The 26,946-nt window shown below is 64.0% G+C and carries 22 protein-coding genes and 1 pseudogene; 16 read left to right on the top strand and 7 right to left on the bottom strand.

Features of this window, described 5'->3' with window-relative positions:
- Positions 1-147 precede the first annotated feature (147 nt).
- Positions 148-1,353: a bacteriohopanetetrol glucosamine biosynthesis glycosyltransferase HpnI gene (gene hpnI / locus FAZ95_RS07315; RefSeq protein ID WP_137331839.1), complete on the bottom strand. Its 1,206-nt coding sequence runs from the start codon at positions 1,351-1,353 to the stop codon at positions 148-150.
- A 201-nt stretch (positions 1,354-1,554) separates the two neighbouring features.
- Between hpnI and FAZ95_RS07310 the strand changes: the two genes are divergently transcribed.
- The 3 genes from FAZ95_RS07310 (at position 1,555) to FAZ95_RS07300 (ending at position 4,252) form a co-directional block, all read left to right on the top strand.
- Positions 1,555-1,755, top strand: a complete 201-nt coding sequence (locus FAZ95_RS07310) for a hypothetical protein (protein WP_137331838.1) — start codon at positions 1,555-1,557, stop codon at positions 1,753-1,755.
- Between the two features lie 489 nt (positions 1,756-2,244).
- On the top strand, positions 2,245-3,237 hold the full coding sequence (locus FAZ95_RS07305; protein ID WP_137331837.1) for an LLM class flavin-dependent oxidoreductase: 993 nt from the start codon (positions 2,245-2,247) through the stop codon (positions 3,235-3,237).
- A 55-nt stretch (positions 3,238-3,292) separates the two neighbouring features.
- Positions 3,293-4,252 carry a GlxA family transcriptional regulator gene (locus FAZ95_RS07300; protein WP_137331836.1) on the top strand — a complete coding sequence of 320 codons (960 nt, stop codon included), beginning with the start codon at positions 3,293-3,295 and terminating at the stop codon, positions 4,250-4,252.
- A gap of 28 nt (positions 4,253-4,280) precedes the next feature.
- Here the strand turns inward: FAZ95_RS07300 and FAZ95_RS07295 are convergent, their stop codons facing one another.
- Positions 4,281-4,853 (bottom strand): hypothetical protein, encoded by a 573-nt coding sequence (locus FAZ95_RS07295; RefSeq protein WP_137331835.1) that lies wholly within the window; start codon positions 4,851-4,853, stop codon positions 4,281-4,283.
- Positions 4,854-5,273: 420 nt separating this feature from the next.
- Here FAZ95_RS07295 and glgC point away from each other — a divergent pair, with 420 nt between their 5' ends.
- The 3 genes from glgC to pdxY all read left to right on the top strand — a co-directional run bounded on the left by glgC (position 5,274) and on the right by pdxY (position 9,259).
- A complete protein-coding gene (gene glgC / locus FAZ95_RS07290) occupies positions 5,274-6,539 on the top strand; it encodes a glucose-1-phosphate adenylyltransferase (protein ID WP_137331834.1) in 1,266 nt (421 codons plus the stop codon).
- 63 nt (positions 6,540-6,602) lie between these two features.
- Entirely contained in the window at positions 6,603-8,063 is a 1,461-nt protein-coding gene (glgA, locus tag FAZ95_RS07285; RefSeq protein ID WP_137331833.1) for a glycogen synthase GlgA, read from the top strand.
- Positions 8,064-8,395: 332 nt separating this feature from the next.
- Positions 8,396-9,259 carry a pyridoxal kinase PdxY gene (gene pdxY, locus FAZ95_RS07280; protein WP_137331832.1) on the top strand — a complete coding sequence of 288 codons (864 nt, stop codon included), beginning with the start codon at positions 8,396-8,398 and terminating at the stop codon, positions 9,257-9,259.
- Positions 9,260-9,297: 38 nt separating this feature from the next.
- On the opposite strand, the gene FAZ95_RS07275 is transcribed toward pdxY, so the two are convergent.
- Positions 9,298-11,097: a methyl-accepting chemotaxis protein gene (locus FAZ95_RS07275; RefSeq protein ID WP_137331831.1), complete on the bottom strand. Its 1,800-nt coding sequence runs from the start codon at positions 11,095-11,097 to the stop codon at positions 9,298-9,300.
- A gap of 296 nt (positions 11,098-11,393) precedes the next feature.
- Here FAZ95_RS07275 and FAZ95_RS07270 point away from each other — a divergent pair, with 296 nt between their 5' ends.
- The 3 genes from FAZ95_RS07270 (at position 11,394) to FAZ95_RS07260 (ending at position 14,629) form a co-directional block, all read left to right on the top strand.
- A complete protein-coding gene (locus FAZ95_RS07270; protein ID WP_137331830.1) occupies positions 11,394-11,855 on the top strand; it encodes a hypothetical protein in 462 nt (153 codons plus the stop codon).
- 306 nt (positions 11,856-12,161) lie between these two features.
- Positions 12,162-13,322 carry a branched-chain amino acid ABC transporter substrate-binding protein gene (locus FAZ95_RS07265; RefSeq protein ID WP_137331829.1) on the top strand — a complete coding sequence of 387 codons (1,161 nt, stop codon included), beginning with the start codon at positions 12,162-12,164 and terminating at the stop codon, positions 13,320-13,322.
- A gap of 134 nt (positions 13,323-13,456) precedes the next feature.
- Complete coding sequence (locus FAZ95_RS07260; protein ID WP_137331828.1) at positions 13,457-14,629, top strand: NAD(P)/FAD-dependent oxidoreductase; 1,173 nt, start codon at positions 13,457-13,459, stop codon at positions 14,627-14,629.
- 30 nt (positions 14,630-14,659) lie between these two features.
- Here FAZ95_RS07260 and FAZ95_RS07255 read toward each other — a convergent pair.
- A pseudogene (locus FAZ95_RS07255) lies at positions 14,660-14,986 on the bottom strand (transglutaminase-like domain-containing protein); the annotation flags it as partial.
- 373 nt (positions 14,987-15,359) lie between these two features.
- Between FAZ95_RS07255 and FAZ95_RS39225 the strand changes: the two are divergent.
- From FAZ95_RS39225 to FAZ95_RS07230, 6 genes are all read left to right on the top strand, one after another.
- Positions 15,360-15,503 (top strand): hypothetical protein, encoded by a 144-nt coding sequence (locus tag FAZ95_RS39225; protein ID WP_175425538.1) that lies wholly within the window; start codon positions 15,360-15,362, stop codon positions 15,501-15,503.
- 78 nt (positions 15,504-15,581) lie between these two features.
- Positions 15,582-16,859, top strand: a complete 1,278-nt coding sequence (locus tag FAZ95_RS07250) for a hypothetical protein (protein ID WP_137331827.1) — start codon at positions 15,582-15,584, stop codon at positions 16,857-16,859.
- Between the two features lie 39 nt (positions 16,860-16,898).
- Entirely contained in the window at positions 16,899-18,056 is a 1,158-nt protein-coding gene (locus FAZ95_RS07245) for a hypothetical protein (RefSeq protein ID WP_137331826.1), read from the top strand.
- Between the two features lie 170 nt (positions 18,057-18,226).
- Positions 18,227-19,933: an ABC transporter ATP-binding protein gene (locus tag FAZ95_RS07240; protein WP_175425537.1), complete on the top strand. Its 1,707-nt coding sequence runs from the start codon at positions 18,227-18,229 to the stop codon at positions 19,931-19,933.
- Positions 19,930-20,655 carry a cupin-like domain-containing protein gene (locus FAZ95_RS07235; RefSeq protein WP_137331824.1) on the top strand — a complete coding sequence of 242 codons (726 nt, stop codon included), beginning with the start codon at positions 19,930-19,932 and terminating at the stop codon, positions 20,653-20,655. Before FAZ95_RS07240 ends, FAZ95_RS07235 begins: the two co-directional genes overlap by 4 nt.
- Positions 20,652-21,905, top strand: a complete 1,254-nt coding sequence (locus FAZ95_RS07230) for an arginase family protein (protein WP_137331823.1) — start codon at positions 20,652-20,654, stop codon at positions 21,903-21,905. The genes FAZ95_RS07235 and FAZ95_RS07230 overlap by 4 nt, the downstream gene beginning before the upstream one ends.
- 54 nt (positions 21,906-21,959) lie before the next feature.
- Here FAZ95_RS07230 and FAZ95_RS07225 read toward each other — a convergent pair whose 3' ends face one another.
- Positions 21,960-23,870 carry a DUF3857 domain-containing transglutaminase family protein gene (locus FAZ95_RS07225; RefSeq protein ID WP_137331822.1) on the bottom strand — a complete coding sequence of 637 codons (1,911 nt, stop codon included), beginning with the start codon at positions 23,868-23,870 and terminating at the stop codon, positions 21,960-21,962.
- A 13-nt stretch (positions 23,871-23,883) separates the two neighbouring features.
- Positions 23,884-24,777: a helix-turn-helix transcriptional regulator gene (locus tag FAZ95_RS07220; protein WP_137331821.1), complete on the bottom strand. Its 894-nt coding sequence runs from the start codon at positions 24,775-24,777 to the stop codon at positions 23,884-23,886.
- A gap of 94 nt (positions 24,778-24,871) precedes the next feature.
- Here FAZ95_RS07220 and FAZ95_RS07215 point away from each other — a divergent pair, with 94 nt between their 5' ends.
- The gene (locus FAZ95_RS07215) at positions 24,872-25,420 is read left to right on the top strand and encodes a hypothetical protein (RefSeq protein ID WP_137331820.1); all 549 of its coding nucleotides are present in this window, start codon (positions 24,872-24,874) and stop codon (positions 25,418-25,420) included.
- 57 nt (positions 25,421-25,477) lie between these two features.
- Here the strand turns inward: FAZ95_RS07215 and FAZ95_RS07210 are convergent, their stop codons facing one another.
- On the bottom strand, positions 25,478-26,866 hold the full coding sequence (locus FAZ95_RS07210) for an MFS transporter (protein ID WP_137331819.1): 1,389 nt from the start codon (positions 26,864-26,866) through the stop codon (positions 25,478-25,480).
- Positions 26,867-26,946 lie beyond the last annotated feature (80 nt).

Below are 26,946 nucleotides of genomic sequence, written 5' to 3'. Positions count from 1 at the left end.
CTCCGGCAACTTGCATGGGGCTTGAATAAATGATTGAGAACTGTAAACCAAGGAACCTGATGCGAACCTTATGTGCGACCGATGCGCGATAAGGCTCGATAAGGTTCGGGCGGCCGGCTGCGCCGACCGCCGCTTTCCGAATCTGTCTTACGAACCGTCCGACCCTTCGACCACGGACGCCCGCGTCGCGCCGACCACCGGCACGCGCGCGCCGCGCCACACTACGTACGAGCCGAATGCCGCAACGAGCCATTGCAGTGCGAGCAGCACGTCGCGCAACGGCACGAGCGGCAGATCGCGCCAGAACGTGCCGTTCTTGCCTTGCCACGCGCTCTTCGCATGCAGCGCGACACGCGCGAGCACACCCGCGCCGGTGCTGGCCAAGAGCACGATGTCGCGCATCGAGCCGCTGAACACCCCTTCGAAGCCGTGGGCGAGCAGCGCGCCGGCCAGAAGCCACGGCGTCGTGAACGTGATGAACAGGAACGCGAAACCGAGCGGATTGATCGAGCGGATCGTGCGCAGCCAGCGCGTCTCGCGCAGCCAAAGTGTTGCCAGATCCGGCTCGACGACGTCGGTCGCGACCGTCACCTCGGAGAGCACCGTCGAGAGACCGAGCCGGCGGACGTGCTCGGCGAGCCAGTAGTCGTCGGCGAGATCGTCCTTCAACGACTCGAAACCGCCGATTTCCTCGAGCGTCGAGGCGCGCAAGGCGAGCGTGGCGCCGAAGCCGAAATCGGTCGAGCCGCCCGCGTGCGCGACGCGCACCGAAGGCGCGAACCATTCGTTGATGAAGAGCGCGCCGACGCGCGGCCAGAAGCCGCCCACGCTGACCGCGCGGTACAAGCACGTGACGATGCCGACATTGCGGTCCGCGAGCGGCGCCGTGACGGTCTCGAGGTAGTCGCGCTCGACCGCGATGTCGCTGTCGGCCACGATGATCACCTCGTGCTTCGCGCGCGAGACCATGTTGATCAGGTTGCTCACCTTCAGGTTCTGGCCGTACACGCGCGAATCGACGACCAGCTCGATATCGTGCGTGGGGTACGCCGCCTGCAGCCGGCGCACGACCGCGATGGCCGGATCGGCCGGCGAGGACACGCCGAAGAGCAACTGGAAGCGCGGATGGTCCTGCTCGCAGAAGGTCGCGAGATTCTCGTAGAGGCGGGGCTCGGCGCCGCACAGCGGCTTGAGCACGCTCACCGACAGCGCCGCGCTCGCGCGGCCGCGGCGACGGCCGTGCCGCGGCACGCTCGGGCCCAAGGCAAAGGCGGCTGCCGCAATCACCGCATAGATCGTCGCCACACAGCACAGCAGGACCAGCAGCCAGTCCGACACGGAAGACACCGTCATTGCCCGCCCCCCCGGGCGCGCATGACGCGCGCGGCCGCCGCCCTGCCGGGCGCCTGGCTGTTCAAATTGTGACAAAACACGTTCGCTGCTCCTTCGTTCTGCATGCGGTTGCGGGCCCGGTGCGGCATGGGCACGGCACGCGGCCGGTATCCGGCTTTGCGGTGCGGGCGCAGCGGGCGCAACGCGACAGAATGCAAAAGCATGGGACTAGCCAGCGATTCATCGGAGCAATTCGATAGGCAAGCCGTCGGCAAGGTGCTTTCTATTCTGTTGATGCGGAGCAAGGCTGCGAATGCAATAGGTTCTCGAATGGGCGCGCGCAAGATGCCGCGCGTTCAATCGATTGAACGGAAACCGCAAGTTGGTTTTTGGAATCGTGAAATTTTAGCAGGACATCCGTGAAAACGCTGACTTGCCCTCGTAAACTTGTGAAACAGTGTTTCCGTGCGACGCTATGAATTGGCGGCGATTCATCCCCGCATCCATCGAAACCCGCCGAAACGCCCGCCTGGCGGGCCTTTGCGGCCGGCCGCCGAGCCCGTCTTCCGCCCCCATCGGCTCGACATTCGATGAACCCCGTCTTGACAATAGCCCTATTTTAGCAACGGGATTAGGGTTGTTCGTCGATTCCAAACGGCGGCGTCGATTAACGGGGTCAGCAGGCATGCACCGAAACAATCCGTCCCGAATTCGACCGCCGCGACCGCCGGCAAACCAGCATCCCTGCCGCGCCCATGGGCTTGCCGGGCCCGCCAGCAGGCGCGCGCGCCCTTTGGCACAATCGAGCTCTGCCCTGGCGCCGCGGGGTTCGCTCCGCGGGTTCGTTCCGCTCAGGCCGCACGCCGGCCGCCCGCGCGGACCGCGGCGCACGAACCCCACCGGACCCGCTTCATGATCCCGTTTTCCGTTCTCGACCTTTCCCCGATCGCCGCCGGCGCGACTGCCGCACAGGCGTTCGCGAACACGCTCGACCTCGCGCAGCACGCCGAACGCTGGGGCTACCTGCGCTACTGGCTCGCCGAGCATCACAACATGACCGGCATCGCGAGCGCGGCCACGGCCGTCGTGATCGGCCACGTGGCGGGCGGCACGAAGACGATCCGCGTCGGCTCGGGCGGCGTCATGCTGCCGAACCATGCGCCGCTCGTGATCGCCGAGCAGTTCGGCACGCTCGCATCGCTCTACCCCGGCCGCATCGACCTCGGACTCGGCCGCGCGCCCGGCACCGACCAGACCACCGCCCGCGCGCTGCGGCGCGATCTCGTCAACAGCGCGGAGTCGTTCCCGGACGACGTCGTCGAGCTGCAGCGCTACTTTGCTCATCCCGTGCCCGGGCAGCGCGTGCGCGCGGTGCCCGGCGCCGGGCTCGAGGTGCCGATCTGGCTGCTCGGTTCGAGCCTCTTCTCCGCGCAACTGGCGGCGGCGCTCGGGCTGCCGTTCGCGTTCGCGTCGCATTTCGCACCCGACCACCTGCTTACCGCGCTGCGGGTCTATCGCGCGCAATTCCGTCCGTCGGCGGTACTGGCCAAGCCGTATGCCATGGTCGGCGTCAATCTGTTCGCCGCCGAGACCGACGCCGAGGCGCACCGGCTCTTCACCTCGCTGCAGCAGCAATTCGTGAACCTGCGGCGCGGCACGCCCGGGCAGCTGCAGCCGCCCGTCGAGCGGATCGACGCCACGGAGATGGAGTTGTCGAGCGTCGCGCACTCGCTCGCGTATTCGGTGGTCGGCTCGCGCGAGACCGTGCGCGCCGGGCTCGCGTCGATCATCGCCGAGACCGGCGCCGACGAGCTGATGCTCACGGCGCAGATCTACGACCACGTCGCGCGGCTGCGCTCGTTCGAGATCGCCGCGCACGTGCGCGAGGAGCTGGTGGCGGCCTAGGGCCGGCCTGTTCACGCAGATCACGCTCTAGAACAAACGCAGAACAGGAGCCCCGATGCATACCGTCGCCATCGCGATCTTTCCTGGCGTCCAGGCGCTCGACGTCACGGGCCCGATGGATGTCTTCGCCGAGGCCAACGGCTTCATCGCGCCGCAGGACCGCTACGAGGTGACCGTGCTCGCCGCCACGGCGGGCCCGCTGCGCGCGTCGAACGGCATGACCCTGACCGCCGACGACACCTTCGAGCGCGCCCCGCGCCATTTCTCGCTGGCGCTGATCGCAGGCGGCCCGGCCTTGCCCGAGGCGGCGCCCGACGCGCCGCTCGTCGACTGGCTCGCGAGCGCCGCCGCGCACTGCGACCGCTACGGCTCGGTCTGCACCGGCGCGTTCGCGCTCGGACACGCGGGCCTGCTCGACGGCCGCAACGTGACGACGCACTGGCAGCACGCGGCCCAGCTCGCCGAGCAATTTCCGCGCGCCAATGTCGATTTCGACCGGATCTATCTGCGCGACGAGCGGCTCGTGACCTCGGCCGGCGTCACGGCCGGCATCGATCTCTCGCTCGCGCTGGTCGCCGAGGATCACGGGCCGCAGGTGGCCCTCGCCGTCGCCAAGCGACTCGTGGTGTTCGCGCAGCGGCAAGGCGGACAGTCCCAATTCAGCCCGTACTTGACGGCCCCCGCCGACGACGCGTCGCCCGTGGCGACAGTCCAGGCGCACGTGATGCAGCACATCGGCGAGCGTTTCACGGTGCAGCAGCTCGCGAAGGTGGCGGGCATGAGCGCGCGCAACTTCGCGCGCGTGTTCGTGCAGGAGACGAACATCACGCCGCATGAATTCATCGAACGCGCGCGCGTGGACGCCGCGCGCAAGCTGCTGGAAAGCGGCGGCGCGGCGCTCAAGGCGATTGCCTACGACTGCGGCTTCGGCAATCCCGACCGCATGCGCATCGTGTTCACGAAGCGCATCGGCGTGACGCCGATGCAGTACCGCGAGCGGTTCCGCTCGCCGTAAGCGGCGTCACAGCCGCATCATGGCCACATCACGGCCAGGTCGCATCCGCGAGGCAGTCGTCGACAGCGAGCTTCACGTGGCTCGGATCTCGCGTGTCGTTGGGAACGAAGACTTGATTGACCGCCGATTGGGGATACGCAACGTTGCTCTTGCACACCATGCTCTGCCCCGGGCCGATGACGATTTCGGCGCCGACTTTCAAGCGGCACTGTTTCACGCGATTCAATGCGCTGAATTCCGGGCAAATCGCATTTTCCGTGCGATAAGCATTCACCGGCCCGGCAGGCGGATTGAATGACCACCAGCGCCCGTATTGAGAATTCTGATTGGCGTCGTCCCACACGCGATAAACCGTCAATGGCTGTTGCACCTTGAAGACTTTCGCGTCGCATAACCCGCCTTGCCCGGCCGGATAAACCGCTTGTTTGAGCAAGCTGTCGTCCGTCACTTCGACGAGCCCGTAGGGCACATTGATCGAGCCGGTACACGCGGCCGTCTCGGTGAGCGGCCCGCCTCTGCCGCCGCTCGGAAACTGCGCACACCCCGCCAGCATTCCCGCCACGCAAATCACGCAAATCAACAGCGACCATTTATTTTTCATGTCTCCCCCAGATAAATTCAAATGGCGTGTTTTCGGTTTTCATTCCGTAAGAAATGAAAACCCGGTAATGCGGTTTGCATTGCGCCTGTTGCTTATCCGTGTGTCGCTATTTGTCTGAAAAATAGCTTAGTACACGCACCGAGTAATACCGGGATATTTTTTCCTGCGTGCCGATACGGCCGGCCATCGTTCGAAAAGCGTCTTCGCGCACAGACAGCCGCCCCGCCCTTCGCTGAACTGGGTGGCCCCAGCGCGCCATCGCGGCGCGTGTTGTCTACAGAAAAACGCGACTACCCGCGCCGCGCGTTTCGGTGCTACAACGCTTGAATCCGTGTGAAAAACAACAATCGAGACCAAGCGCTGCCTTGGGGGCTACCTGTACGACGGCTTTGAATGAGACCCGAGTAAGGAGACACGAACATGGAGACATCGCCCCGGCTCAACCTGATCCAGCGCCAGACGCTTGCGATCGTGCTCGCGGGCGGCCGCGGCACCCGCCTCGGCCCGTTGACCAACAAGCGCGTCAAACCGGCCGTCCACTTCGGCGGCAAATACCGGATCATCGATTTCGCGCTGTCCAATTGCCTGAATTCGGGCATCCGCCGCATCGCCGTCGTGACGCAATACAAGGCCCATTCGCTGTTGCGCCACCTGCAGCGCGGCTGGGGCTTCCTGCGCGGCGAGTTCAACGAGTTCATCGACCTGTGGCCCGCGCAGCAGCGCGTCGAGGGCGCGCACTGGTATCGCGGCACGGCCGACGCCGTGTTCCAGAACCTCGACATCATCCGCTCGATGAGACCGAAGTACATCGTGGTGCTGGCGGGCGACCACATCTACAAGATGGACTACATGCGCATGCTGCTCGATCACGCCGAGAGCCAAGCCGATTGCACTGTCGGCTGCATCGAGGTGCCGCGCATGGACGCGACCGCGTTCGGCGTGATGGCCGTCGACGCGTCGCGCCGCGTGACCGGCTTCGTCGAAAAACCGAAGGACCCGCCCGCGATGCCGGGCCGCCCCGACATGGCGCTCGCGAGCATGGGCATCTATGTGTTCAACGCCGACTACCTGTATTCCCTGCTCGAAGACAACATCGCGAGCCACGGCACCGACCACGACTTCGGCAAGGACATCATTCCGCGCGTCGTCACCGTCGGCACCACGATCGCGCATCCGTTCTCCATGTCGTGCGTGTCCTCGGATGCGAGCGTCGAGCCGTATTGGCGCGACGTAGGCACGATCGACGCGTACTGGGCGGCCAATCTGGATCTTGCTTCGACGATTCCGGCGCTCGATCTGTACGACAACACCTGGCCGATCTGGACGCACCAGGAGCAGTTGCCGCCTGCGAAGTTCGTGCGCGACCTCAAGGGCGAGCAAGGCGTCGCCACCAATCTGCTCGTCTGCGGCGGCTGCGTGATCGCGGGCTCGCAGGTGTCGCGCACGGTGCTGTCGTCGAGTGTGCGCGTGCAGTCGTTCTGTCATCTCGATGAGGCAGTCTTGTTGCCGCAGGTGCAGGTGGGCCAGGGATGCCGCTTGAAGCGCGTGGTCGTCGACCGCGGCTGCGCGATTCCCGAAGGCACGGTGATCGGCGAGGACCCGGCGCTCGACAACGAGCGCTTCTACCGGACCGAAGCCGGCATCGTGCTCGTCACGAGCGACGCGCTCGCGCGGATCGCGCGTTGAGCCGCTGCGGCACGGCCCCCTCATCGCCACCTTCTCAGGACACGCCTTAGCGGAGCCAAGCCCATGACGATTCGCGCGCTGCACGTCGCAAGCGAGCTGTATCCGTTGCTGAAGACCGGAGGGCTCGCCGATGTCGTCGGCGCGCTGCCGCCCGCCTTGATGGAGCACGGCGCCGACGTGCGCGTACTGCTGCCGGGCTTTCCGTCGATCGTCGCGGGCTTGGCGGACCTGGCGCCGGTCGCCGCGCTCGAACCGCGCTTCGGCGCGCGAGACGTGCGCCTCGAATACGGCACGCTGCCCGCCAACGACGTCGGCATCTACGTGATCCGCGCCGATTCGTTCTACGATCGCGGCGGCAGCCCCTACCTCGACACCGCGCAGGTGCCGTACGGCGACAACGCTCAGCGTTTCGCGCTGCTCGGCTGGGTGGCGGCGCTCATGGCCCAGCATCTCGATCCGGACTGGAAGCCCGACGTCGTGCACGCGCACGACTGGCACGCGGGGCTCGCGCCGGCCTATCTGAAAGCGGCCGAGCGCCGGCACGGCAAGCCGCTGGCGCACTCGGTCATCACTGTGCACAACCTCGCGTACCAGGGGATTTTTCCGGCGGCGCTGTTCGGCCAGCTCGGGCTGCCGGAAGATTTCTTCGACATGCACGGCGTCGAGTTCTACGGTCAGCTCTCGTTCCTCAAAGCGGGCCTGCACTTCGCCGACCGCATCACGACCGTGAGCCCGACCTACGCGCGCGAGATCCGCACCGTCGCGCAAGGCGCCGGGCTCGACGGGCTGCTGCGCGGCCGCGCCCATGAGCTGACGGGCATCCTCAACGGCGTCGATTACGCGGTGTGGAGTCCGGCCGAGGACGACACCATCGCCGCGACGTACACGGCGGCCAAGCTCTCCAAGAAGGGCGTCTGCAAGACGGCGTTGCAGGCGCGTCTCTCGCTCGCTCAGAAAAGCGACGCGCTGCTCTTCGGCCTCGTTTCGCGGCTGACCGAGCAAAAGGGCCTCGACCTGCTGCTCGAAGTGCTGCCCGAGATCGTCAAGCGCGGCGGTCAGCTCGCCGTGCTCGGCAGCGGCGAACCGGCGCTCGAAGCGGGCCTGCTGCGGGTCGCGCAAGCGCATCCTGATGCGGTCGCCGTCCAGCTCGGCTTCGACGAAACGCTCGCGCACGCGATCATCGCGGGCAGCGACGTCGTCGCGGTGCCGTCGCGCTTCGAGCCGTGCGGGCTCACGCAGATGTACGCGCTGGCTTACGGGTCGCTCCCGCTCGTGCATGGGGTCGGCGGCTTGGCGGACACGGTCGCCGACGCGTCGCTCGAAAACCTCGCTGACGATCTCGCCACCGGCTTCGTGTTCCACCATTTCGAACCGGTCTCGATCACGGCGGCGATTCGGCGCGCGTTCGCGCTCTATGAACGGCGCAAGGATTGGAAGGCGGTGCAGCGCCGCGCGATGGCGCAGGACTTCGGCTGGGGCGCGTCTGCGCAGCACTATCTCGCGCTCTATCGCGAACTCGTTTGACGCGCGCACAGACGGCGGCCGAGCTCCAGCCTGACGCGCCGGAAAGTCGCCTTCCGCTTGCCGATCCGCTGCCGCGGCGCAACAATTTGGACGCCAAGCCCCTTTGCGCCGGCCGAAAGTCTAGGTATTGTTCTTTCGTATGCGGCGGTGCGGCGCGTCCCTGGCGGCCGCGGCCGCTAGACGAAACGGTCTGCTCCGGGCGCCCCCGGTTGATGCATCGCAGCGGTTTGCCTGGCGCAAGCCCGCATCGCCAAACCGCCCGCGGCACAGTCCAAGCACAAGGGTGCCCCGCCCTTCGGGCCTATATCGCGCATGGCGCAGCGAAGTCAATTATGAAAAACGTCCTCAGCATCCAGTCGCACGTCGTGTTCGGCCATGCAGGCAACGGCGCATCCGTGTTCCCGATGCAGCGGCTAGGCGTCAACGTCTGGCCGCTCAACACGGTCCAGTTCTCGAATCACACGCAGTACGGCCACTGGGCCGGCAGCGCGATCGACGCGTCGCAGATGCAAGAGCTCGTCGAAGGCATCGGCGCGATCGGCGTGCTCAGGCGCTGCGACGCCGTGCTCTCCGGCTTCCTCAGCTCGCCCGAGCAAGCCGAGGCGGTGGTCGAAATCGTGCGCGCGGTGAAGGCAACCAATCCGCATGCGTGGTACTTCTGCGACCCTGTGATGGGACAGACGGGCGGCTACAACGTCGAGCCCGGCATTCAGCAGTATCTGGTCAACACGATGCCGGAAGTGGCCGACGGTCTCGCGCCGAACCACAACGAGCTGCAAAAGCTCGCGGGACGCAAGATCGAAACGGTCGAAGAAGCGGTGCAGGCGTGCCGCGAAATCATCCGGCGCGGGCCGCAGGTGATTCTCGTGAAGCACTTGCTCGATCGCAACAGTCTCGCTGACCGCTTCAACATGCTCGTCGTCACCGAGAACGAAGCGTGGATGGGCCAGCGGCCGCTCTATCCGTTCGCGCGGCAGCCAGTGGGCGTGGGCGACCTGACGAGCGCGGTGTTCGTTGCGCGCCGCTTGCTTGGCGACTCGGTGCGCGCGGCGTTCGAGCATACGCTTGCGGCCGTGCACGCGGTCGTTAAGGCGACCTTCGATGCGGGGCGCTACGAGCTCGAGATCGTCGCCGCGCAAAATGAAATTGCTCAGCCGAGCGAATGGTTTGGGGCGTGGGTGACGGACGCGGCGTGATCCAGTGATTCAATGCCCGGCACACCGCCACGCCGCCCTCAATCCAGCCTGAACTGCCCCACTGCGCCCGCAAGCTGCACCGCCTGCGTCTGCAGCGCCGATGCGGCAGCCGCCGATTCCTCCACCAGCGCCGCGTTCTGCTGCACCATCTCGTCGAGCTGCGTCACTGCGCGATTGACTTCCTGAATCCCGCGCGTCTGCTCGTCGGCGGCGTTCGTGATCTCGGCCATGATGGTCGTCACACTCGACACGTTGCTCACGATTTCCGTCATCGTGTCGCCCGCGCGCCGCACCTGGCTCGAGCCCGACGAGACGCTGTCGATCGTCGATTCGATCAGCGACTTGATCTCCTTGGCGGCTTGCGCGCTGCGTTGCGCGAGACTGCGCACCTCGCCCGCGACCACCGCGAAGCCGCGCCCCTGCTCGCCCGCGCGCGCCGCTTCGACGGCCGCGTTGAGCGCGAGAATGTTGGTCTGGAACGCGATGCCGTCGATCACGCCGATGATGTCGCCGATCTTGCCCGACGCCGTCTCGATCGTGCCCATCGTGCTCACCACTTCCGACACGACTTCGCCGCCGCGCGACGCCACCGCCGAGGCCGAGCCCGCCATCTCGTTGGCCTGGCGCGCAGCGCTCGCCGATTGCGTGACCGTCGACGTGATCTCTTCCATCGACGCCGCCGTCTGCTGCAGGCTCGCCGCCGCCGCTTCGGTGCGGCCCGAGAGGTCGAGGTTGCCCGCCGCGATTTCGTCGGCGGCGGTGCGCACCGATTCGCTCGTATCGCGGATCTGACGCATCACGTGGTGCAGTTTGTCGACGAACGTGTTGAACGAGCGCGCGATCTGCGCGACTTCGTCGCGGCCGTCCGACGGTAGACGCTGAGTCAGGTCGCCGGTGCCCGAGCCGATCGCATCCATCGCGTCGCGCACGAGCGAGAGGCGCTTGAACGCGGTCGCGGTGATCGCGCTGACAACGGCGGCCGCGAGCGCGACGATGACGATCAACGCGATCGCCGAGGTCGTCAGAAACGAGCGCATGCCGGCCGTGGCCTCGGACTCGTCGAGCGCCACGACCGTGATCCAGTCGGTGCCCGGCACCGCTTGGCCGCGCAGCAGCTTCGCGCGACCGTCGACGTGCACTTCGAGCGGATGATCCGCCGTCGTGAGCGATGCGAGGTTCGCTACGCTCAAGTCCGGCATCAGCTCGCTGACGGGCTTCAACGTGAGCTTCGAATCGGGATGCCCGACAATCGTCCCGCTCGCATCGAGCAGCATGCCGAAGCTCGACGGCGTCGGATGAATCGACTTGACGTTGGCGATCACGCTGTCCATGTTCACGTCGCCCGACACCACCGCCTTCAGCGCGCCGTCGCGCACGATCGGCACGGCGAACGTGACGACGAGCTTGCCCGAGCCCGCATCGACATACGGCGGCGTCACCACCGGCTTGCCGGCTGCGGCGGCCTGCTTGTACCACGGGCGTCCGGTCGGATCGTAATCGGCGGGCACGCCGGTCGGATCGGAGAACTTGGCGGCCTTGTCGGCGGTGCCGACATAGACGTTCGTAAAGCCGCCGGCCGCGGCGACTTGCTTGAACGTCGGAACCGGGTCCGCGGTGAGCGCGACATCTTCGAGCGAGACGATCGCCGCCGTCTTCGACGCGACCCAATCGCCGATGCCCGCATCGTGCCCGTTGGCGAGCGCGATCAGATTGTTGTTGATCGAATCGTTGTCGTAGGAGCTGACGACGAAGTAGTTGAGCGCGGCGTTCGCGACGAGCGAGCAGACGACAATGGCAAGACAGGCTGCCAGCACGCGCGAGCGGATCGAATCAAACATGAGGGAGGGTTCCTTCGGACGAATAGGCTTTCGAGGACTCGTGATCCTCTGGCGCGATAACGGCCGGAAATCCCAACTCTTGAGAAAAGTCTCCAGCGCGAACGTTCGTGCAGCCGCATGCCGCCAAGGCCAGCGGGCCGATTAAGCGTTTCCTTACCTCGTATTACGCGCCGATGCGAATCGCTGTGAATCGTTGCCCTCGGTTCCCGCTTCGTCTTTCGTTTGCCGCGTTCCGACCGCCTATAATCCGTTGCGCACCGAACGGCGCTATCGAATCACCAGCCAACGAGGATCAGATGGGCGGCAACATCCGCAGCGAGCGGGAAGAATATTTCGAGCAGTTATGCATCACTATCGATGCGGACGAAGCACACGAACAGGAAGGCATCGAATACTTCGAGGCGCAGCTCGGCGAGCCCGATTTCGACGCCGCGCATTGGCTCGACATCGCACTGTATTACTCGCCTGCGGTTGCGCGCGGCATCGTCGACATGGTCGACGAAGACGACCGCGCACGCAGCAACATCGCCGCGATCATCGCGGAGAATCTCGACATCTCGTACGGCGACGACGAGTGCGAACGCTTTGCGGAAATAATCCGCTTCGCGCTCGCGAACGGCGTGCCGATCGACTTCGACGTGTTGCTCGACGGCTGCGAGCGCGCACTCGACGATCTCGATCATTGGGCCGACGACGAAACCAAAGCGCCGCTCGTCGCACTGCGCGACACGCTTGCCCAATTGCAGCACGAACACTGACACATGCTCTTGCCGCGCTGTGCCGGGACCACTCGGTACAGCGCGCGCCACTCGCGCACGCGGACTTCCCCGCGCGCCCGCCCGACCAGCCTTTCCTCAGTATTACCCCTACTGCCGCGCGTTTTTCGCCTATGCCGAAATGCGCATGCCGGACGCTGCGAACAGTCAAGACGGGCCCATATTGGCTTTCTATATTCGCGCCATGTGACCGCTTCGAATGACGTTGTGGCTTGCCATTGAACAAGCCGTTCAGCAGAGGTGGCACACGTGAGATTTTTCCTCCAGTTCGACAACCGAGAGAAAAACATGAGCCTTCGCAAGACGTTTCAGCCATACGCTATTGCCGCTGCCGCTTTCAGCACCCTGCTTGCCGCAGCACCCCTCGCCGCTTACGCGCAGGACGCCGTCATCAAGATCGGCTATGCCGCGCCGCTCACCGGCGCCAACGCCGGCTACGGCAAAGACTTGCAAAACGGCGTGCAGCTCGCGCTCGAAGACGCCAAGGCGCAGAAGATCCTGATCGACGGCAAAGCGCCGAGCTTCCAGCTCGTCGCCGAAGACGACCAGGCCGACCCGCGCGCGGGCGTCCAGGCCGCGCAGAAGCTCGTCGACCAGAACGTCGCCGTGGTGGTCGGCCACTTCAACTCGGGCACGACGCTGCCCGCCTCGCCGATCTACGACAAGGCTGGCATCCCGATGATCGACCCCGCCGCCACGAACCCGACGATCAGCGGCCGCGGCCTCGCCAACGTGTTCATGGTGATCTCGAACGATGCGCAGAACGCGGGCAACGCGGGCGCCTACGCCGTCGACATCACGAAGGCCAAGCGCATCGCGATCATCGACGACCGCACCGCGTTCGGCCAGGGCGAAGCCGACGAGTTCGAGAAAGCGGTGAAGGCGCACGGCGGCACGATCGTCGCGCGCGAGTACACCAACAACCAGGCGGTCGACTTCTCCACCCAGCTCACGAAGATCAAGTCGGCCAACGCCGACCTGATCTTCTTCGGCGGCCTCGACACGCAGGCCGCGGGCGTCGTGAAGAAGATGAAAGCGCTCGGCATGACCGCGCAATTCCTGGGCGGCGGCGGCGTAAAGGATGCCGAATTCATCAAGCTCGCGGGCGACGCGGCCAGCGGCGCGATGGCGTGGGAATACGGGCGTCCGCTCGACGAGCTGCCTGCAGGCAAGACCTTCGCCGAGCGCTTCAAGAAGCGCTTCGGCGTCGATGTGCTGTCGTACGCGCCGTTCGGCTACGACGCCGCGTGGGCCGCGATCAAGGCCATGCAGGCCGCGAACTCGACCTCGCCCGACGCCTATCGCCCGTACCTCAAGAAGATCGATTTCGAAGGCATCACGGGACACATCTCGTTCAATGCGGACGGATCGTTGAAGAGCGGTTTGTCGACGCTCTATCAGGTGAAAGACGGCCAATGGGTTACGATCGTGACGAAGAGCGCGACTTGACCTGAGCGGTTCCGCACCGCAACGGCCGAGTGAGCCGCGCGGTGCGGCCGGCGTCCGATCGATGAAGCGGACGCCGTCGTCGTGATCGGCACACGGCGCCTTCGGGCGTCGTGTTTTCTTTTGGCGGAGTCCGTATGACTTCGAAAGTCGTCATCGTAGGCGGCGGCGTGATCGGCAGCTCGATCGCGTATTTTCTGCGCTCGGCCGACGCGACCGTCGACGTGACCGTGATCGAGCGCGATCCCACCTATGCGCGCGCATCGTCGGCACTGTCGGCGGCGTCGATACGGCAGCAGTTTTCCACCGCGCTGTCGGTCCAGATGTCGCTGTTCGGCATCGAGTTTCTGCGCTCGATCGGCGAGCGGCTCGCCATCGGCGAAGACAAACCGTCGATCGAATTGCACGAGGGCGGCTATCTCTTTCTCGCCACCGCCGCCGGCGAGTCGATCCTGCGTGAGAACCATGCGCTGCAGACCTCGCTCGGCGCGCAGATCCGGTACATGCCGCGCGACGCATTGCAAGCGGCGTTTCCGTGGCTCAACACCGACGATCTCGTGGCGGGCACCTATGGCGTCTCCGGCGAAGGCTGGTTCGACGGCTACGGGCTCGTGCAGGGCTTGCGAAAGAAGTCGCAGGCGCTAGGGGCGCGCTATGTAGCCGCGGAAGTGGCGAGCGTGCGTCGCGACGGACAGCGCGTTCAGCAAGTGCTGACCAAGCAGGGGCAGACGTTCGATTGCGACGTGCTCGTCGATGCCGCCGGGCCGTGGGCGCGGCGCATTGCCGAGATGGTCGGCATCGACTTGCCCGTGTACGCGCGGCGCCGCAGCATCTTCAACGTGAGCTCGCCCGCGAAGCTCGACAAGTGCCCGCTCGTGATCGACCCGACGGGCGTTTATTTCCGCCCCGAAGGCAAGACGTTCCTGTGCGGCGCCTCCCCTTCCTCCGGTCCCGACCCCGACGATCTGCCGCTCGACGACGTCGACTACACGATCTTCGACGACAAGATCTGGCCCGCGCTCGCGCACCGCGTGCCGCAATTCGAAGCGCTGCGGATACAGAACGCGTGGTCCGGCTACTACGAGTACAACGTGTTCGACCAGAACGCGATCATCGGCTATCACCCCGATGTCGAGAACTGCGTGTTCGCCAACGGCTTCACCGGGCACGGGTTGCAGCAAGGGCCGGCGACGGGGCGCGGCGTCGCCGAGCTCATCCTGCACGGCCGATTCGTCACGCTCGATCTATCGGCGCTGGGGTTCGAGCGGGTGCTGCAGGGACGGCCGCTCGTCGAGCGCAATGTGATTTGACACGGCCTCGGTAGGACGGCTTGTTCAGGCCGCGGGTGTGAGGACGCCCTCGTCGACGAGGAGCGCCGGGCGGTCCATCAGGATCGGCGGCAGATAGCCGAACTCGGTGCCGCCCGCGGTCGTATCCGCAAAGACCTTTAACTCAGGAATCCATACGATCACGTGATTGATTGCCGTTGCCCCGTAGCCGGGCACCGACGGCAGCGAATAGACGGGCCCCAGCCCGATCAGCGCCGGTTCGCTCCGTATCCCCACCGCGGCGAGCAGCGCGCCGTAAAGCGCGACGTAGTCCTTGCAGTCGCCATAGCGGTTGCGCAGGATGTCGGTCACGCGGTGCGGCATCGCAGCTCGTTTGCCAACGCCACAACCGACATCTGCCCTCGATAACGTGCGACACAAATCCATCCCCCACCGGGGACAGCCCCTGACGAAAATTTCAATGTCCATTGGGACAGTCCATTCTCGCCTCTTTATACTGATATGCGAATTAATTAAAGTTAAGCAGGTTGTGCGAATCTGATGACGCTACCTATCAACATGGATTCCTAACGAATAATCATTGACGAGCCACAACCTCTGTAGTTAGTATGAAATGGCTTCGTTAGCAAAATGTTGGCGGAGCTCCAGCATCTTTGATGCATCGAATCTCCATGCCTACCGCATTGGCAAGGAGAAAGTGGCTGCACACGTGAAGTTTTTTCTTTTGCCCCTCTCTAGACCGGAGAAACTCATGCAAAATGAATTCGAGAAGAAGGAAATCGAGAACGTTGAAGCTAACCAACCGGAGGCCGGCGCTGAGCAATTCGGCCTGGAGGTCGTCGAAGACACGCCTCAGATCTCGCTGGTTCGCCCCGTACGCCACATCCGCCGGTAATCCATTGTTTTCGTGATCTTCACCGGGCGGCTCAGCCGCCCTATTCGTTTCGCATTCCGTATTAATAGAGCGTCAATAATGTTCGATGTGAAACACCCCAACGTTCCAATCTCTGCCGACACCATCAGGCGTGTGCAGCCGCTGATTTCACACATCCGCGCCCACGAAGCCGCCGTCGCGACCGCCGAATACGATCCGGTCAAGTCCCCTCACGTGATGGATCCTCTGTTACTGAAGCACGTGTTCGACCCATCCCTATTCAATGACGCGCTGTTCTTCGATCTCTTTGCCGGCATGGCGACGGAAGCCGAGCGAGCCATCAACGGATGGTTTCGCGTGTACATCGACGGCATGCTGAGCCCCAAGTACGAGAACGAGGTTCTGCTCAATTCGCCGGACTCAGGCGAGAACTTCCCGCACTTTATGTCGCGCGTCACCGGCGGCCGCAAGTTCGGAATAGTCGTCAACGGGGCGGAGCAATGGTCGGATCCGTTGGCGCGCATGGCAGCCCGGGTTTTCGCGCCAGTCGTCGAAGCGCAAGGGCATTGGCGAAGTATGATTGAAGTCACTCTGTTCATCGGCAACTACGGCTATACGCCCTTCGGGATTCACATAGACGATCCGTATACGTCGGTCGTCCACTTTCATGCGGGCCCGACCACCAAAGCGATGACGCTGTTCAGCAGAAGTGCGTTCCATCGGCTAAACGGTCCGCGCAAGAATTGCTTCAATCCGGAACTTCTGACACCTCATGGCCAAACCTTTTCGATTGAATCTGGAGATGTCTTCTTGCTCCCTCCACACTGGTACCACATCGGCAATACCGATGGTTTTTCCATCGGCATAGCGTTCGCCATATCGAAATACACCGACGAGAAGGTGAGCCAGCAGATGCTGCAACACGCCATTACCGAGCAGCGTCTGCGAGGAAACGTTAGTCAGATCATCGCGCGCGCCGAGGCCGCTGGTGACACGATGGCCGAATGGCTTCGACGCATCCGGATCGAGCACGGGGCACCGACCGCAAGTCGGCGCTGGCTGCGCTATTCCTACACCTGTCATGAGAAGGACACGGTCACACCCGATGCCGGCTGGATTCGCGATCCCGATTTCCCACTTAACACGGTGGAGGTCGGTGACGACCTCTTGGTGTTTGCGCGTGGCAACCACATTCGTCTTAGGCGCGGCGCGGTAGGTACAACCTTGCTCGAGGCCATCCCGCACACGCCGTTCAGCGCACGTGATTTGTATTCATCGTTGAAGGGAAACGTCTCTTTGGAAGCGCTGTTGGGCATATTAGTCCAGCTTCGCCGACTCGGCGGCGTGCTGCCAATCTCTGCAACCGCCCAGCAATGATGGAGCCCCCGTTGCCGGTGAAAATAGGAGGAGCATCATATGGAAATAATTCCAGGTTGGGCAAGCCGACTGGTGGCCGAATCGAAAGGCCTGACACGGCCAGTACGACTGGTTGCCGCGATGCCAGGCCATGTGCGCATGCTAAACGCGGTGAGTCGTATGTTTACGCGCTTCTCACCGCAAGAACTACCTCGCGTTCGAGCTTGGGTGCAAGGCGGACAGCGTTACACAATAACTGACGCGCTTGTCGCATTAGCGAACCGGACCGATCTAACGCTTGACCAGCGTCTCGCAACTGCCAACGAAAGCGCGGAATATTGCACGACACTCAATGGACTGAGCGGCTGGTGCCCGCAATTCACCGAGCTTATGCGGCAAGAGGTGCTCATACCCCTGTTCGATGCGCTCGGCGCGCCCCCTGCATGCGGGGCAGATTTCTATGCGTTTTTTGGAAACTACGGCTATACGCCATTCGGCGTGCATGACGACGTCGATCAGTCCCTGCTCTGGCATTTAGGTCCAGCAAGCAAGACTGCTTATATCTGGCCGCGCCAGCGTTACTTTGAGCTCACAGGCGGCACGCTGTCCACTACTGACTACTCGCTCCTACTTCCGCACGCGCTGCGCTATGAGTTGCAGCCAGGCGACTTGCTCTTCATCCCAATGGGAGACTTTCACGTACTTCAGACCCGAGAGTTTTCAACAACGCTCGGGCTAACGCTGTTTCCCGATGACCCAATGCTGGAGTGCGCGGAAGGTCTGCGGCTGTTCGCGCCCAATGCCAAGTCATTCGCGGCGGTCGCTAATCAGTCAGTCACCTTACAGGAGTTGGCCGAACTGAGGCGAATGGCGGTGCGTAGCAACAACTACCTCATCACCCCACCGGAACTGAGTACTGTAGCGAGAGCGTCTTACGATGAAGCCGTGCTGCGCAACAGCGCATTGCGCGCCCACTCGGGCTGGCCCTTGCTGCATACACGTCTTGCGAACCGGGCGGCCCTGCTCGTAAGGCGACGCCTGATCTGGGGTCGCCCTAACGCCCTGTTTGCCGCCCTCTGCGAGATGCTGAACGGTGCCGAACGCCTTCCTTTCGAAAGTTTAAGGCAGCGCGTGGCTGGCACGATTCAATGCGCTGCGGTTGTTGAACTTGTCCAATCCGTTTCTCGTCTTGGTGGATTGACCATTGAGCCGCTCTGAAGTCTTCTATGCGAAATCTTCTCCAAACCGCTTGGACGCACACTCTGGCACGGCTAGCGTCCCTTTCCCTAGCCCGACCGCGGCCGATACAGCTTGAAGTCTCGTGCGCTCACACATGGCGCTACATCGGCACCGCGATCGGCGCCTGCGCGCCGACAAGCACGCTTGTGATGGTTGCGGCCACTATGCTTGGCGCCATGTGTCACCTCGGTCAGTCGTATGTGCTTGGCGGCCTGACCGAACAAGCACTCCTCGGCCACGCACAGCAAGTCACGCTGATGTTAGTCACGCTAATAGCATTTTGGATGGTCGCGCCGCTTCTGCAGGCGCTAAACAGCCTGGCTTTGCTTTACTCGAGTCAGAACTTGCGCATCGGCGTCACCGACCATTTGACGACGCGCCTGATGCATGCCCGGCCCGCAGCCTTGGCCGAAAGCGCAGTCGGGAACCTGGTCGAGCGCGTTGAGTTGGCTTCGAATAGCCTGCAAAGCGTCGTTGGGTCGGTGACGGAAATGATTGTCAAGCTTGCTTCGGTCACGCTGCTGGCGACCCTGGTACTACTCGGTGTGTCCACGCCGTTGGCGTTGACTGCAGGGATCTGGATGCTGACGGCGCTCTTGTTCTCCAGCTACATGGCGTACACCGGCATGAACATCGTCGAGGACGCAAGCGATGCACATGCCAAGGTAATCGCCGAGCTGGCGGAGATCGTGACGAACGTGCCCCTCATCAGGAGTTTTCTCGCCCAGCTTTCCGAGCGAGAGCGCTTTGGCGGAGAGCTGCGAAAAGACCTCTATGCCTGTCGCCGGGTGCGCAGCTATTGGGTTTTCGTGCTGCTGATCGAGACCGCATACAAATGGTTGTTCGGTGTTTTGGTTGCCGGCTACACAGCGCATCAGTATTCCCAGGGGCAGTTGAGCCTGCCACAGTTGATCACGGTGTGCTCCTTGATCATCTCGCTTTCATGGCACTTCGAGTCGGTGGCATTCCACTTCGTGGACTTATTCGACGCTCTCGGTGTGTTGCGCTCGAGCCTACGGGAGCTTTCGGCCATCCCCGTCGATATCGCGCCGAACGCGTTCGCGCCACGCCTGTCGATGCCGGGCCGTGTCATGATGTCCCAAGTCTGCACCAGCTACGGAACAACACCGGTGCTGCGCAACGTCAGCCTTTGCATCGAGCCGGGCATGAAAGTAGGGATCGTCGGCCCGTCAGGCTCCGGAAAGTCCACGCTGCTAGCCGTCCTGCGTGGTGACGTAACACCCGATTCGGGTGACGTCGAACTGCACGGCGTGCCGATATCCTCGCTCTCGTCGACCGATCTGCACAGCGCGGCCAGCGAAGCACAACAGTCGGCGTTGATGTTCAATCGAAGCGTGCTCGAAAACGTGGCCTACGGCCCCCAAAGCGCCAGTTCCGACGCCATAACGCGGGCGCTGACGCTAGCGCAAGCCCGAGCATTAGTGGACGGATTAGCGAACGGGTCCGACACCTTGGTTGGTGAGCGCGGAGCCGCCTTGTCCACGGGCGAGCGGCAGCGGCTGAGCATTGCTCGAGCACTGCTTAAGAACACTCCGCTTCTGATCTTCGACGAGGCAACGTCGTCGGTGGACGCCATCTCCGAGGCACGCATTCTTGAACATTTGGTCAACGAGATGCCAAGACGGACTGTCATCGTCGTTTCCCATCGTGTAGCGACGCTCAATCGCTTTGACTTGGTCTTGATCATGGATCACGGGCAAATCGTCGATACCGGAACCCCATGCGAGTTGATGAAACGCAGCAGTCTGTATCGACATCTTCTTCAGAGTGATCCCGAAGAGCCCGCTCAGGCGGCGTCGGTCGACCGGTCCCTCTCTCATGGAGCCGAAGCTTGAATTCTTTGTCGCTAACGGAGCCCGTGCTGCTTGGAGGCGCCTCACTGAGTTGGTCCGCCCAGCGGCGCTGGAGCTGGGACTTCTTCGCTGCCATGCGGAACGAACATTTGGAGTTGAGCGACGCCGCCGGCAACCCATCGCTTGAGGTGAGGGTAAGCCACTATGTGCAGGCCTTGCAAAAAGGGGGCAACTGGCGGATGTCCCGCTTATACGCCGCAGGATGGCGCTTTTTTGAGCAGCGTCCTGACATGCTACGCGACTTCCCAGAGCCGATTACCATTTCTCAGGATCGACTGCAGGGCATTCCTGAGCGGATTTTCAAGCCGCTCCTTTGGGTCTTCATCGGTGCTGAGGGCTCAGGCACCGCCCTGCACCATGATGTGCTGAACACCCACGCCTGGCTGACAGTAATCGAGGGTAAAAAGCGTCTCGCGCTGCATCCACCTACACCCTGCGATGACGATTACGATGCGCAACGGAAAAGCGCGCGGCATGTGCTCGCAACCCGCCGCAATCGCGGCGCGTGGCGTTACCTCGAGGTCGCTAAAGGCGACCTGCTTTTTATTCCTGCCACTTGGTGGCACGAAGTCGTCAACGAAGGACCTACGATTGGATTGACACGCAATTTCGCGTCGCCTGACATCGTCGGCTCCGTAGCCGCACGTGCCCGCGAGCAGGGACACCTTGCACTGCTGCCGTGGCTCGAAAGGGAGATGGCATGAGCGTAGAGACGGGAAGTCGATATCGCGTGCATCCGGCACTGCGCTCCATGCCGATCGACGCCAGCCGGGTCGAGATTAGCGCTCCGTTCGGGACCAAGCGCCTGCGATTCGCGCGGGAAATTGGCGCGCGGCTGGAACGCTTGAGCATAGAACCCAGCTTCGCGCGGGAGACCCTCGTGAAAGCCGTAGGGACCGTGATCTTTGAAGCGCTTGTGAAATACCATTTCGTTCTGCCGGAAGATGCCAGTCCCGCACTCATAGGTGGACTTTGCGTGCCAACGGCGCAACCTGCAGGCCAACCCTTAAGCGTGTTCGACATAGAAACGCTGTGTGCCGGCGACGCCGTATTGCTGCACGCCCCAATCCAAACCACTGCCAATAGTAGCGTCTCAGTCGCGGCAGGCGGACAACGGGTACGGTCACAGTTGGCGCAGAGCTTGAGGCATCCACTGGGCGGAGACGGCCAGGGCGTGGTGATCGATCTAGACTTCGGGGCCATACTGCATACGAAGAACCTGCGTCTTTTCGATCTAGGTGACGTGTCATTTCGTCCGAGCATGGACAGCGCGCAAGACGTAGGCGAGCGTCTGCGCTATGTTTGCCGCCGTATCGTCGAGTCCGGTGGAAGACCGATCGTGCTAGGCGGTGACCACGCCCAAGCCTTCTACAGCATCGACGCATTGGCGGACCGCTACCCGCACTTGGGTGTGCTGCAATTTGATGCTCATCCCGACCTATACGCTATGGGCGCACCGTGCGATGCAGAGTTGAATCATGCCAATGTCATGCACTGGATACGCCGGATGAAGCACGTCGCATCGATCTGGCAGGTCGGCGTCCGCGACTTCTTCCATCAGCCGACGCTCAATCTTCGCTGTGAAGCGGACACCAAGATTCAATCGCTCTCTGCTTTTGAGGCGGAAACACAAGGTTATGGACGACTGCTTGCGCAGATGGACCGCTCTCTGCCTTGGTTTATAAGTTTTGACGTTGACGCGCTTAGCCACGCAGACTTCCCTCAAACCACCACGCCCGTGTTGGGCGGTCTCAGCTTCTACCGGTTGCTGGCCTGCTTTGAGCAGTTACTAAGCACTTTCGATATCGTCGGCATGGAATTCGTGGAAATAGGCGACGCCGATCATGGGGCACACGACGCCGCTGCTGTTGCCGCGCGACTCGTCAGCCGCTATCTCTTTCATCTCGGAGGCGCCGGGCCTCATGGCAGCTTTGTCTACACACCCGCTCCGTGATCTGAATGTGCGGAAGAACGACCTGTATAGAGGTTAGCCGCCGTAAACCGGACCTCACTTCGAATCGCCCCGAACAACCACCTGCGCCAACGCATCCCGCTCGATCTTCACCAGCGTCCCGCGCATCGCTTCATACTCCTGCGGCGAGCACACCTGCTTTCCGAATCGTGCGCGCAACCGGCGCGTGATCTGCACGGCTCTTGTCGACGGATCGAACACGTAGTGCGAGTCGTAATCGTAGAACGCGTCGTGCACCGCGAGGTCGTTGGGCAAGCCCACCATCTGCACGTTCGCGGGCAACACCATGTGCCCCGTCTCGTCGAACTCGCCGCCGATGCAGACATACGGTTGCGTGCGCACCGGTTCGGCGAGCCAGCTCTGGACCTGTGTCGCGATGCCCCCCGACAAGCTCGATAACGCGGGCACCGCCGTCATGCCCGTCGGCCACACGACGTGTTCGAGCGTGCCCGTCATCGAGACCGAGAACGGGCCACCCGTCGCCGCGACATCGTCCGTATCGAGACGCGCGGTGCCTTGCAGGCCGGTCTGCTTCAAACGGTCGAAGGCGATCTGCTGCACGCGCTGCCCGGTCGCGCGGCGGAACATGTTGCGCTCGAGTTCGGCGGTCCAGCCCGAGTCTTCGACGCGGTACGCGTAGCGCGCGTCGCCGCTGTCGTCGATGCCGATCTGCAGGCGCGCGGTGCGCTCGCGCGGCTCCGTGGCCGGCGTGCGCGCAAGGACGCCCTCGTCGACGAAGAGCGCCGGACGGTCCATCAGGATCGGCGGCAGATAGCCGAACTCGGTGCCGCCCGCGGTCGTATCCGCAAAGACCTTTAACTCAGGAATCCATACGATCACGTGATTGATTGCCGTTGCCCCGTAGCCGGGCACCGACGGCAGCGAATAGACGGGCCCCAGCCCGATCAGCGCCGGCTCGCTCCGTATCCCCACCGCGGCGAGCAGCGCGCCGTAAAGCGCGACGTGGTCCTTGCAGTCGCCATAGCGGTTGCGCAGGATGTCGGTCACGCGGTGCGGCATCGCGGCCGTTTCGCCCAGAAAGAGCGCGACGTAGCGCACATTCGCGCGCATCCAGTCGTAGAGCACGCGCGCCTTCGTGCGCGCGTCCGGGGCCTTCGCCGTGAGCGCCTGCGCAAAGCGCACGACGGCCGGATCGCTCGCGCTCGGGTCCACCGACGCTTGGCCGTAGCGCGCGGCAAACGCGGCAAAATCGGGCACCGTCGAGACCATCAGCCGGTCGCCGTAGTCCGTGTACCCCACCGCGCCGTTTTCGATCGACGCATAGGGCCCGTGGCTGTACTCGAACGCGTAGCGCGTGCGCCCGTTCGCCGTCACCGGCCCGAGCGCGGCGTAGCCGCGCGCATCGGCATAGAGCGGCATGTCGGCGGGCAGGTCGAAGATGAGCGCCTGGTGCTCCACGGGATCGCGCGTCGGCTCGTCGAAATACTCGAACATGCCCGCCTGCACCGGCTTCAGGCGCTTCTTCGCGAATACGAGATGCACGCGCCAACCGGGCTCGACGCCGGGAAAGATCACCGTACGCAGCACGCCGTCCTCGAAGATCGGCGCGCCTGCCGAGCGCGGCTCCTGCACGTCGCGTATCGCCTCCGGGCCGACCGGGTGCGCGCGGCCGTCCGGATCGATCGATTCGGCGGTCAGCAAATCGACTTTCTCGGTGTCCTTGTTGAACCAGACGTAACGCTCGGCGATGGCGTCGACGCCGGCTGTCGTGTTGGCGCGCAGCGTCGAGTCGTCATGCTCTTCGAGGGTGCCGTCGTGCTGCACGACGAACACATGCACATCGGATTCGATCGTGAACGGCGCGGGGTTGCCTGGAGCCGAGGCGGACTGAGCCAGCGCCGCCGGGCAACACGAGAGCGCAGCCGCACATGCCGCGCAGATCAGTAGACGGACGGCGAGCGCACGAGACAGCACGGGGATGCACATCGCGGTGCCGAGCCTAGCCCCGCATCCGCACGCGATACGCGCGCGGACTCGCGCCAAACTCCGCGCGAAATGCGTGATTGAAATTCGATACATCGTTGAAGCCGCAATCGAGCGCGATATCGACGATCTTTGTGTGCTCCTGCGCCAGCCGTTGCGCCGCCGCGCGCAAGCGCGCACGCAGCAGGTATTGATGCGGCGTGACACCCGTCACGCGCTCGAACGTCCGTAGGAAGTGGTACGGGCTCAAACCCGCGTGTTGCGCCAGCCGTTCCACATTCAAAGCGTCATCGGGCGCGCTGTCGATCAGACGCAGTATCGGCGCGATACGCGCGAGCGCCGTCTCGGGCACGCCGCGCGCATCGGTTGCCGGCATGCCGGCCGAGAGCCGCAAGGCTTGTCCGGCCACGGCCAGCGCCAGCTCGTCCCAGGCAACGGAGCTCGCCGACATGACGCCCGCGCACGCGGCCGCGATCAGCGGCGCGAGTGGGCGCAGCGGCGGAATGCGCACGGCGGCGAAGCTGGCCTCCCGGCTGCGAATACCCGCGTCCGCCGCAATCTGTTCGAAGTAGCCCGGCGTGTAGCGAAAGGCCACGCAGCGGTCGCCCGCATGGTGCCGGTGACCGCATTCGAAGCATGTCCCCGCATTGCCGAGCATGACCGCGCCGGGCGTCATCAGCCCTGCCCCGGCGGGCGAGCGGTATTCGAACGCGCCCGCCGTCACCATCGCGACGCAAACCTGCCCGTGGCGCTCCTCGAACGGCTTGTCGTGCGGGCCGCTCGTGCACAGCACGTCGTCGACGGACCAGCCCGCGCCGCTCGCCAGCACGCGCGGCGTCACGGCGCCCTTGACGCCCTCCGCTTCGCGGCGCGCGAGCGCCCGTTCCAGATCGGCCGCAATTTTCCCCAAGATTTGCCTCCCATCCGTGCCTACGATGGTTTTATCACATCGCCGGCCGCCTTACCGGCTGCCTGTGCTATTCACCCATCATGGAGAACTGGTGATGAATCTCGACGACAACGGCTTGCCGCGCGCCTTCCTTTCGGCACTCGGCACACCCGAGCGCAGCGCCGAAATCGACGCCGCCGACGATCTCTACGGCTGGCTGGTCGGCAGCTGGAAGCTCGACGTCCTGCACTATCGCGGCGAAGTCCCCGCCGCGCGGCTGACGGGCGAAGCGCATTTCGGCTGGGTGCTGGAGGGCCGCGCGATCCAGGACGTCTGGATCATGCCCGCGCGCGGCGCGCGCACCGCTCCGCCCGATCCGGCCTGGAACATGTACGGCACGACGCAGCGCGTCTGGGACCCTGCGCTGCGCGCCTGGCGCATCACTTGGACCAATCCTGTGAACGGCCATCGCGAAGAGCAGATCGGGCGCCGCGAAAGCAACGACATCGTGCAATTGGGCACGCGTGCAGACGGCACCGCGACGCGCTGGCGCTTCACCGAGATCACGCCGGACTCGTTTCACTGGATCGGCGACGCGCTCGCCCCGGGTGCGACGGCGTGGCGTCTCGAAGGGGAATTCCTCGCGACGCGCACGGGCCCGTGACGCATCGAGCGCTCTGTTCCTGTTCGCGCCCATCACGGGCCCTAGCGTTCGAGCGCCTTAAATCCGCCGAAGCTCCGCGCCCTCCCCATGCGAAAGCCGCACGAAGAACATGAGCGACCACAGCGTCATCGCACCGACCACGACGAACGCCGGCGAGAAGTCGCGCGCGGCGAGATGCGCCGTGCTGCCGCCGTGCAGATGCGCGGTCAGCGCGACGAGCGACGCACCGAACGCGACGCCCAAGCTCACCGACAACTGCTGCATCATGCTCGAGAGCGCCGTGGCGCGGCTCATCTTCGGCTTCGGCATGTCGGAATAGCCGAGCGTGTTGAGCGTCACCATCGCGAGCGAATTGAAGAGGCCGCCGAACAGCAGGACGACGAAGATCAGAAAATGCGGGGTCGTCGGCCGAAACAGGCCGTAGCACGCATAGAAGACACTCGTCGTGAACGTCGCGCCGATCAACAGCGTGCGAAAGCCGATGCGGCGAATCGCGGTGGTCATCACGGTGCGCACGCTGAGCGAGCCGATGGCCGTCGCAACCGAGAGCGACCCCGATTGCAGCGGCGACAGCCCGAACCCGAGCTGCAGCATCAACGGCAACAAAAACGGTGACGCGCCGATCGCGATGCGCAGCGGCATGCCGCCGACCACGGCCGTCCGGTACGCCTTGTAGCGCAGGATGCCCAGATCGATGATCGTGCGTTCGCGGGCACGTCCGTAGAGCACGTAAGCGAGCAACGACAGCGCGCCGGCACCGATGAACGCGAGCGTCACCGCATGCGGCACGAGCCCGCGCCCGACCGTGTCGAGCCCGCCGACCATCCCGACCAGCCCCGTCGACAGCAGCACGAAGCCGACGACATCGAAGCGTTCGACGAGCGGCTCGTATTCGCCGTCGATGAAGATCAACGCGAGCGTCACGCCGAGCACGCCGAACGGGATATTCAACAAAAAGATCCAGCGCCACGATGCGATCGTGACGATGAGCCCGCCGAACAGCGGTCCTGCCAGCCGCCCGAACGCGCCCGGCACGGTGAACCAGACCATCGCGGCAACCATGCGCGCACTCGGCACGCTTCTGAGCAGGATCAAGCGCCCTACTGGCACCATCATCGCGCCGCCCATCCCCTGCAGCACGCGGAACAGCACGAGTTGCGGCAGCGACTGCGCGAGTCCGCAGAGCGCCGAGCCGAGCGAGAAGCACACGATGGCGCCGCAGAACACGCGGCGCGGCCCGAAGCGGTCGGCCAGCCAGCCGCTCGCGGGCAGGAACACCGCGAGGCTCAGCAGATAAGACGTGATGGCGAGATTGAGATGCAGCGCTTCGACATCGAGCGAGCGGGCGATGGACGGCAGCGCCGTCGCCATGATCGATGTATCGAGATTTTGCAGAAAGAGCGGGCAGGCAACGATGAGCGGAATGAGTCGGGAGCGTTCGGTCATGCGCTCCCTTTTACCTCAAAACGCCCCTTGGCGGTGTGCCGAGCGTCTTGCGCGCTTACGGCGGACTTTCAGGGGTTGCA

Origin of the sequence: Trinickia violacea (genome assembly GCF_005280735.1) — a bacterium.
In the GTDB taxonomy this organism is placed as follows: domain Bacteria; phylum Pseudomonadota; class Gammaproteobacteria; order Burkholderiales; family Burkholderiaceae; genus Trinickia_A; species Trinickia_A violacea.
This window is presented reverse-complemented; position numbering and strand designations above follow the sequence as displayed.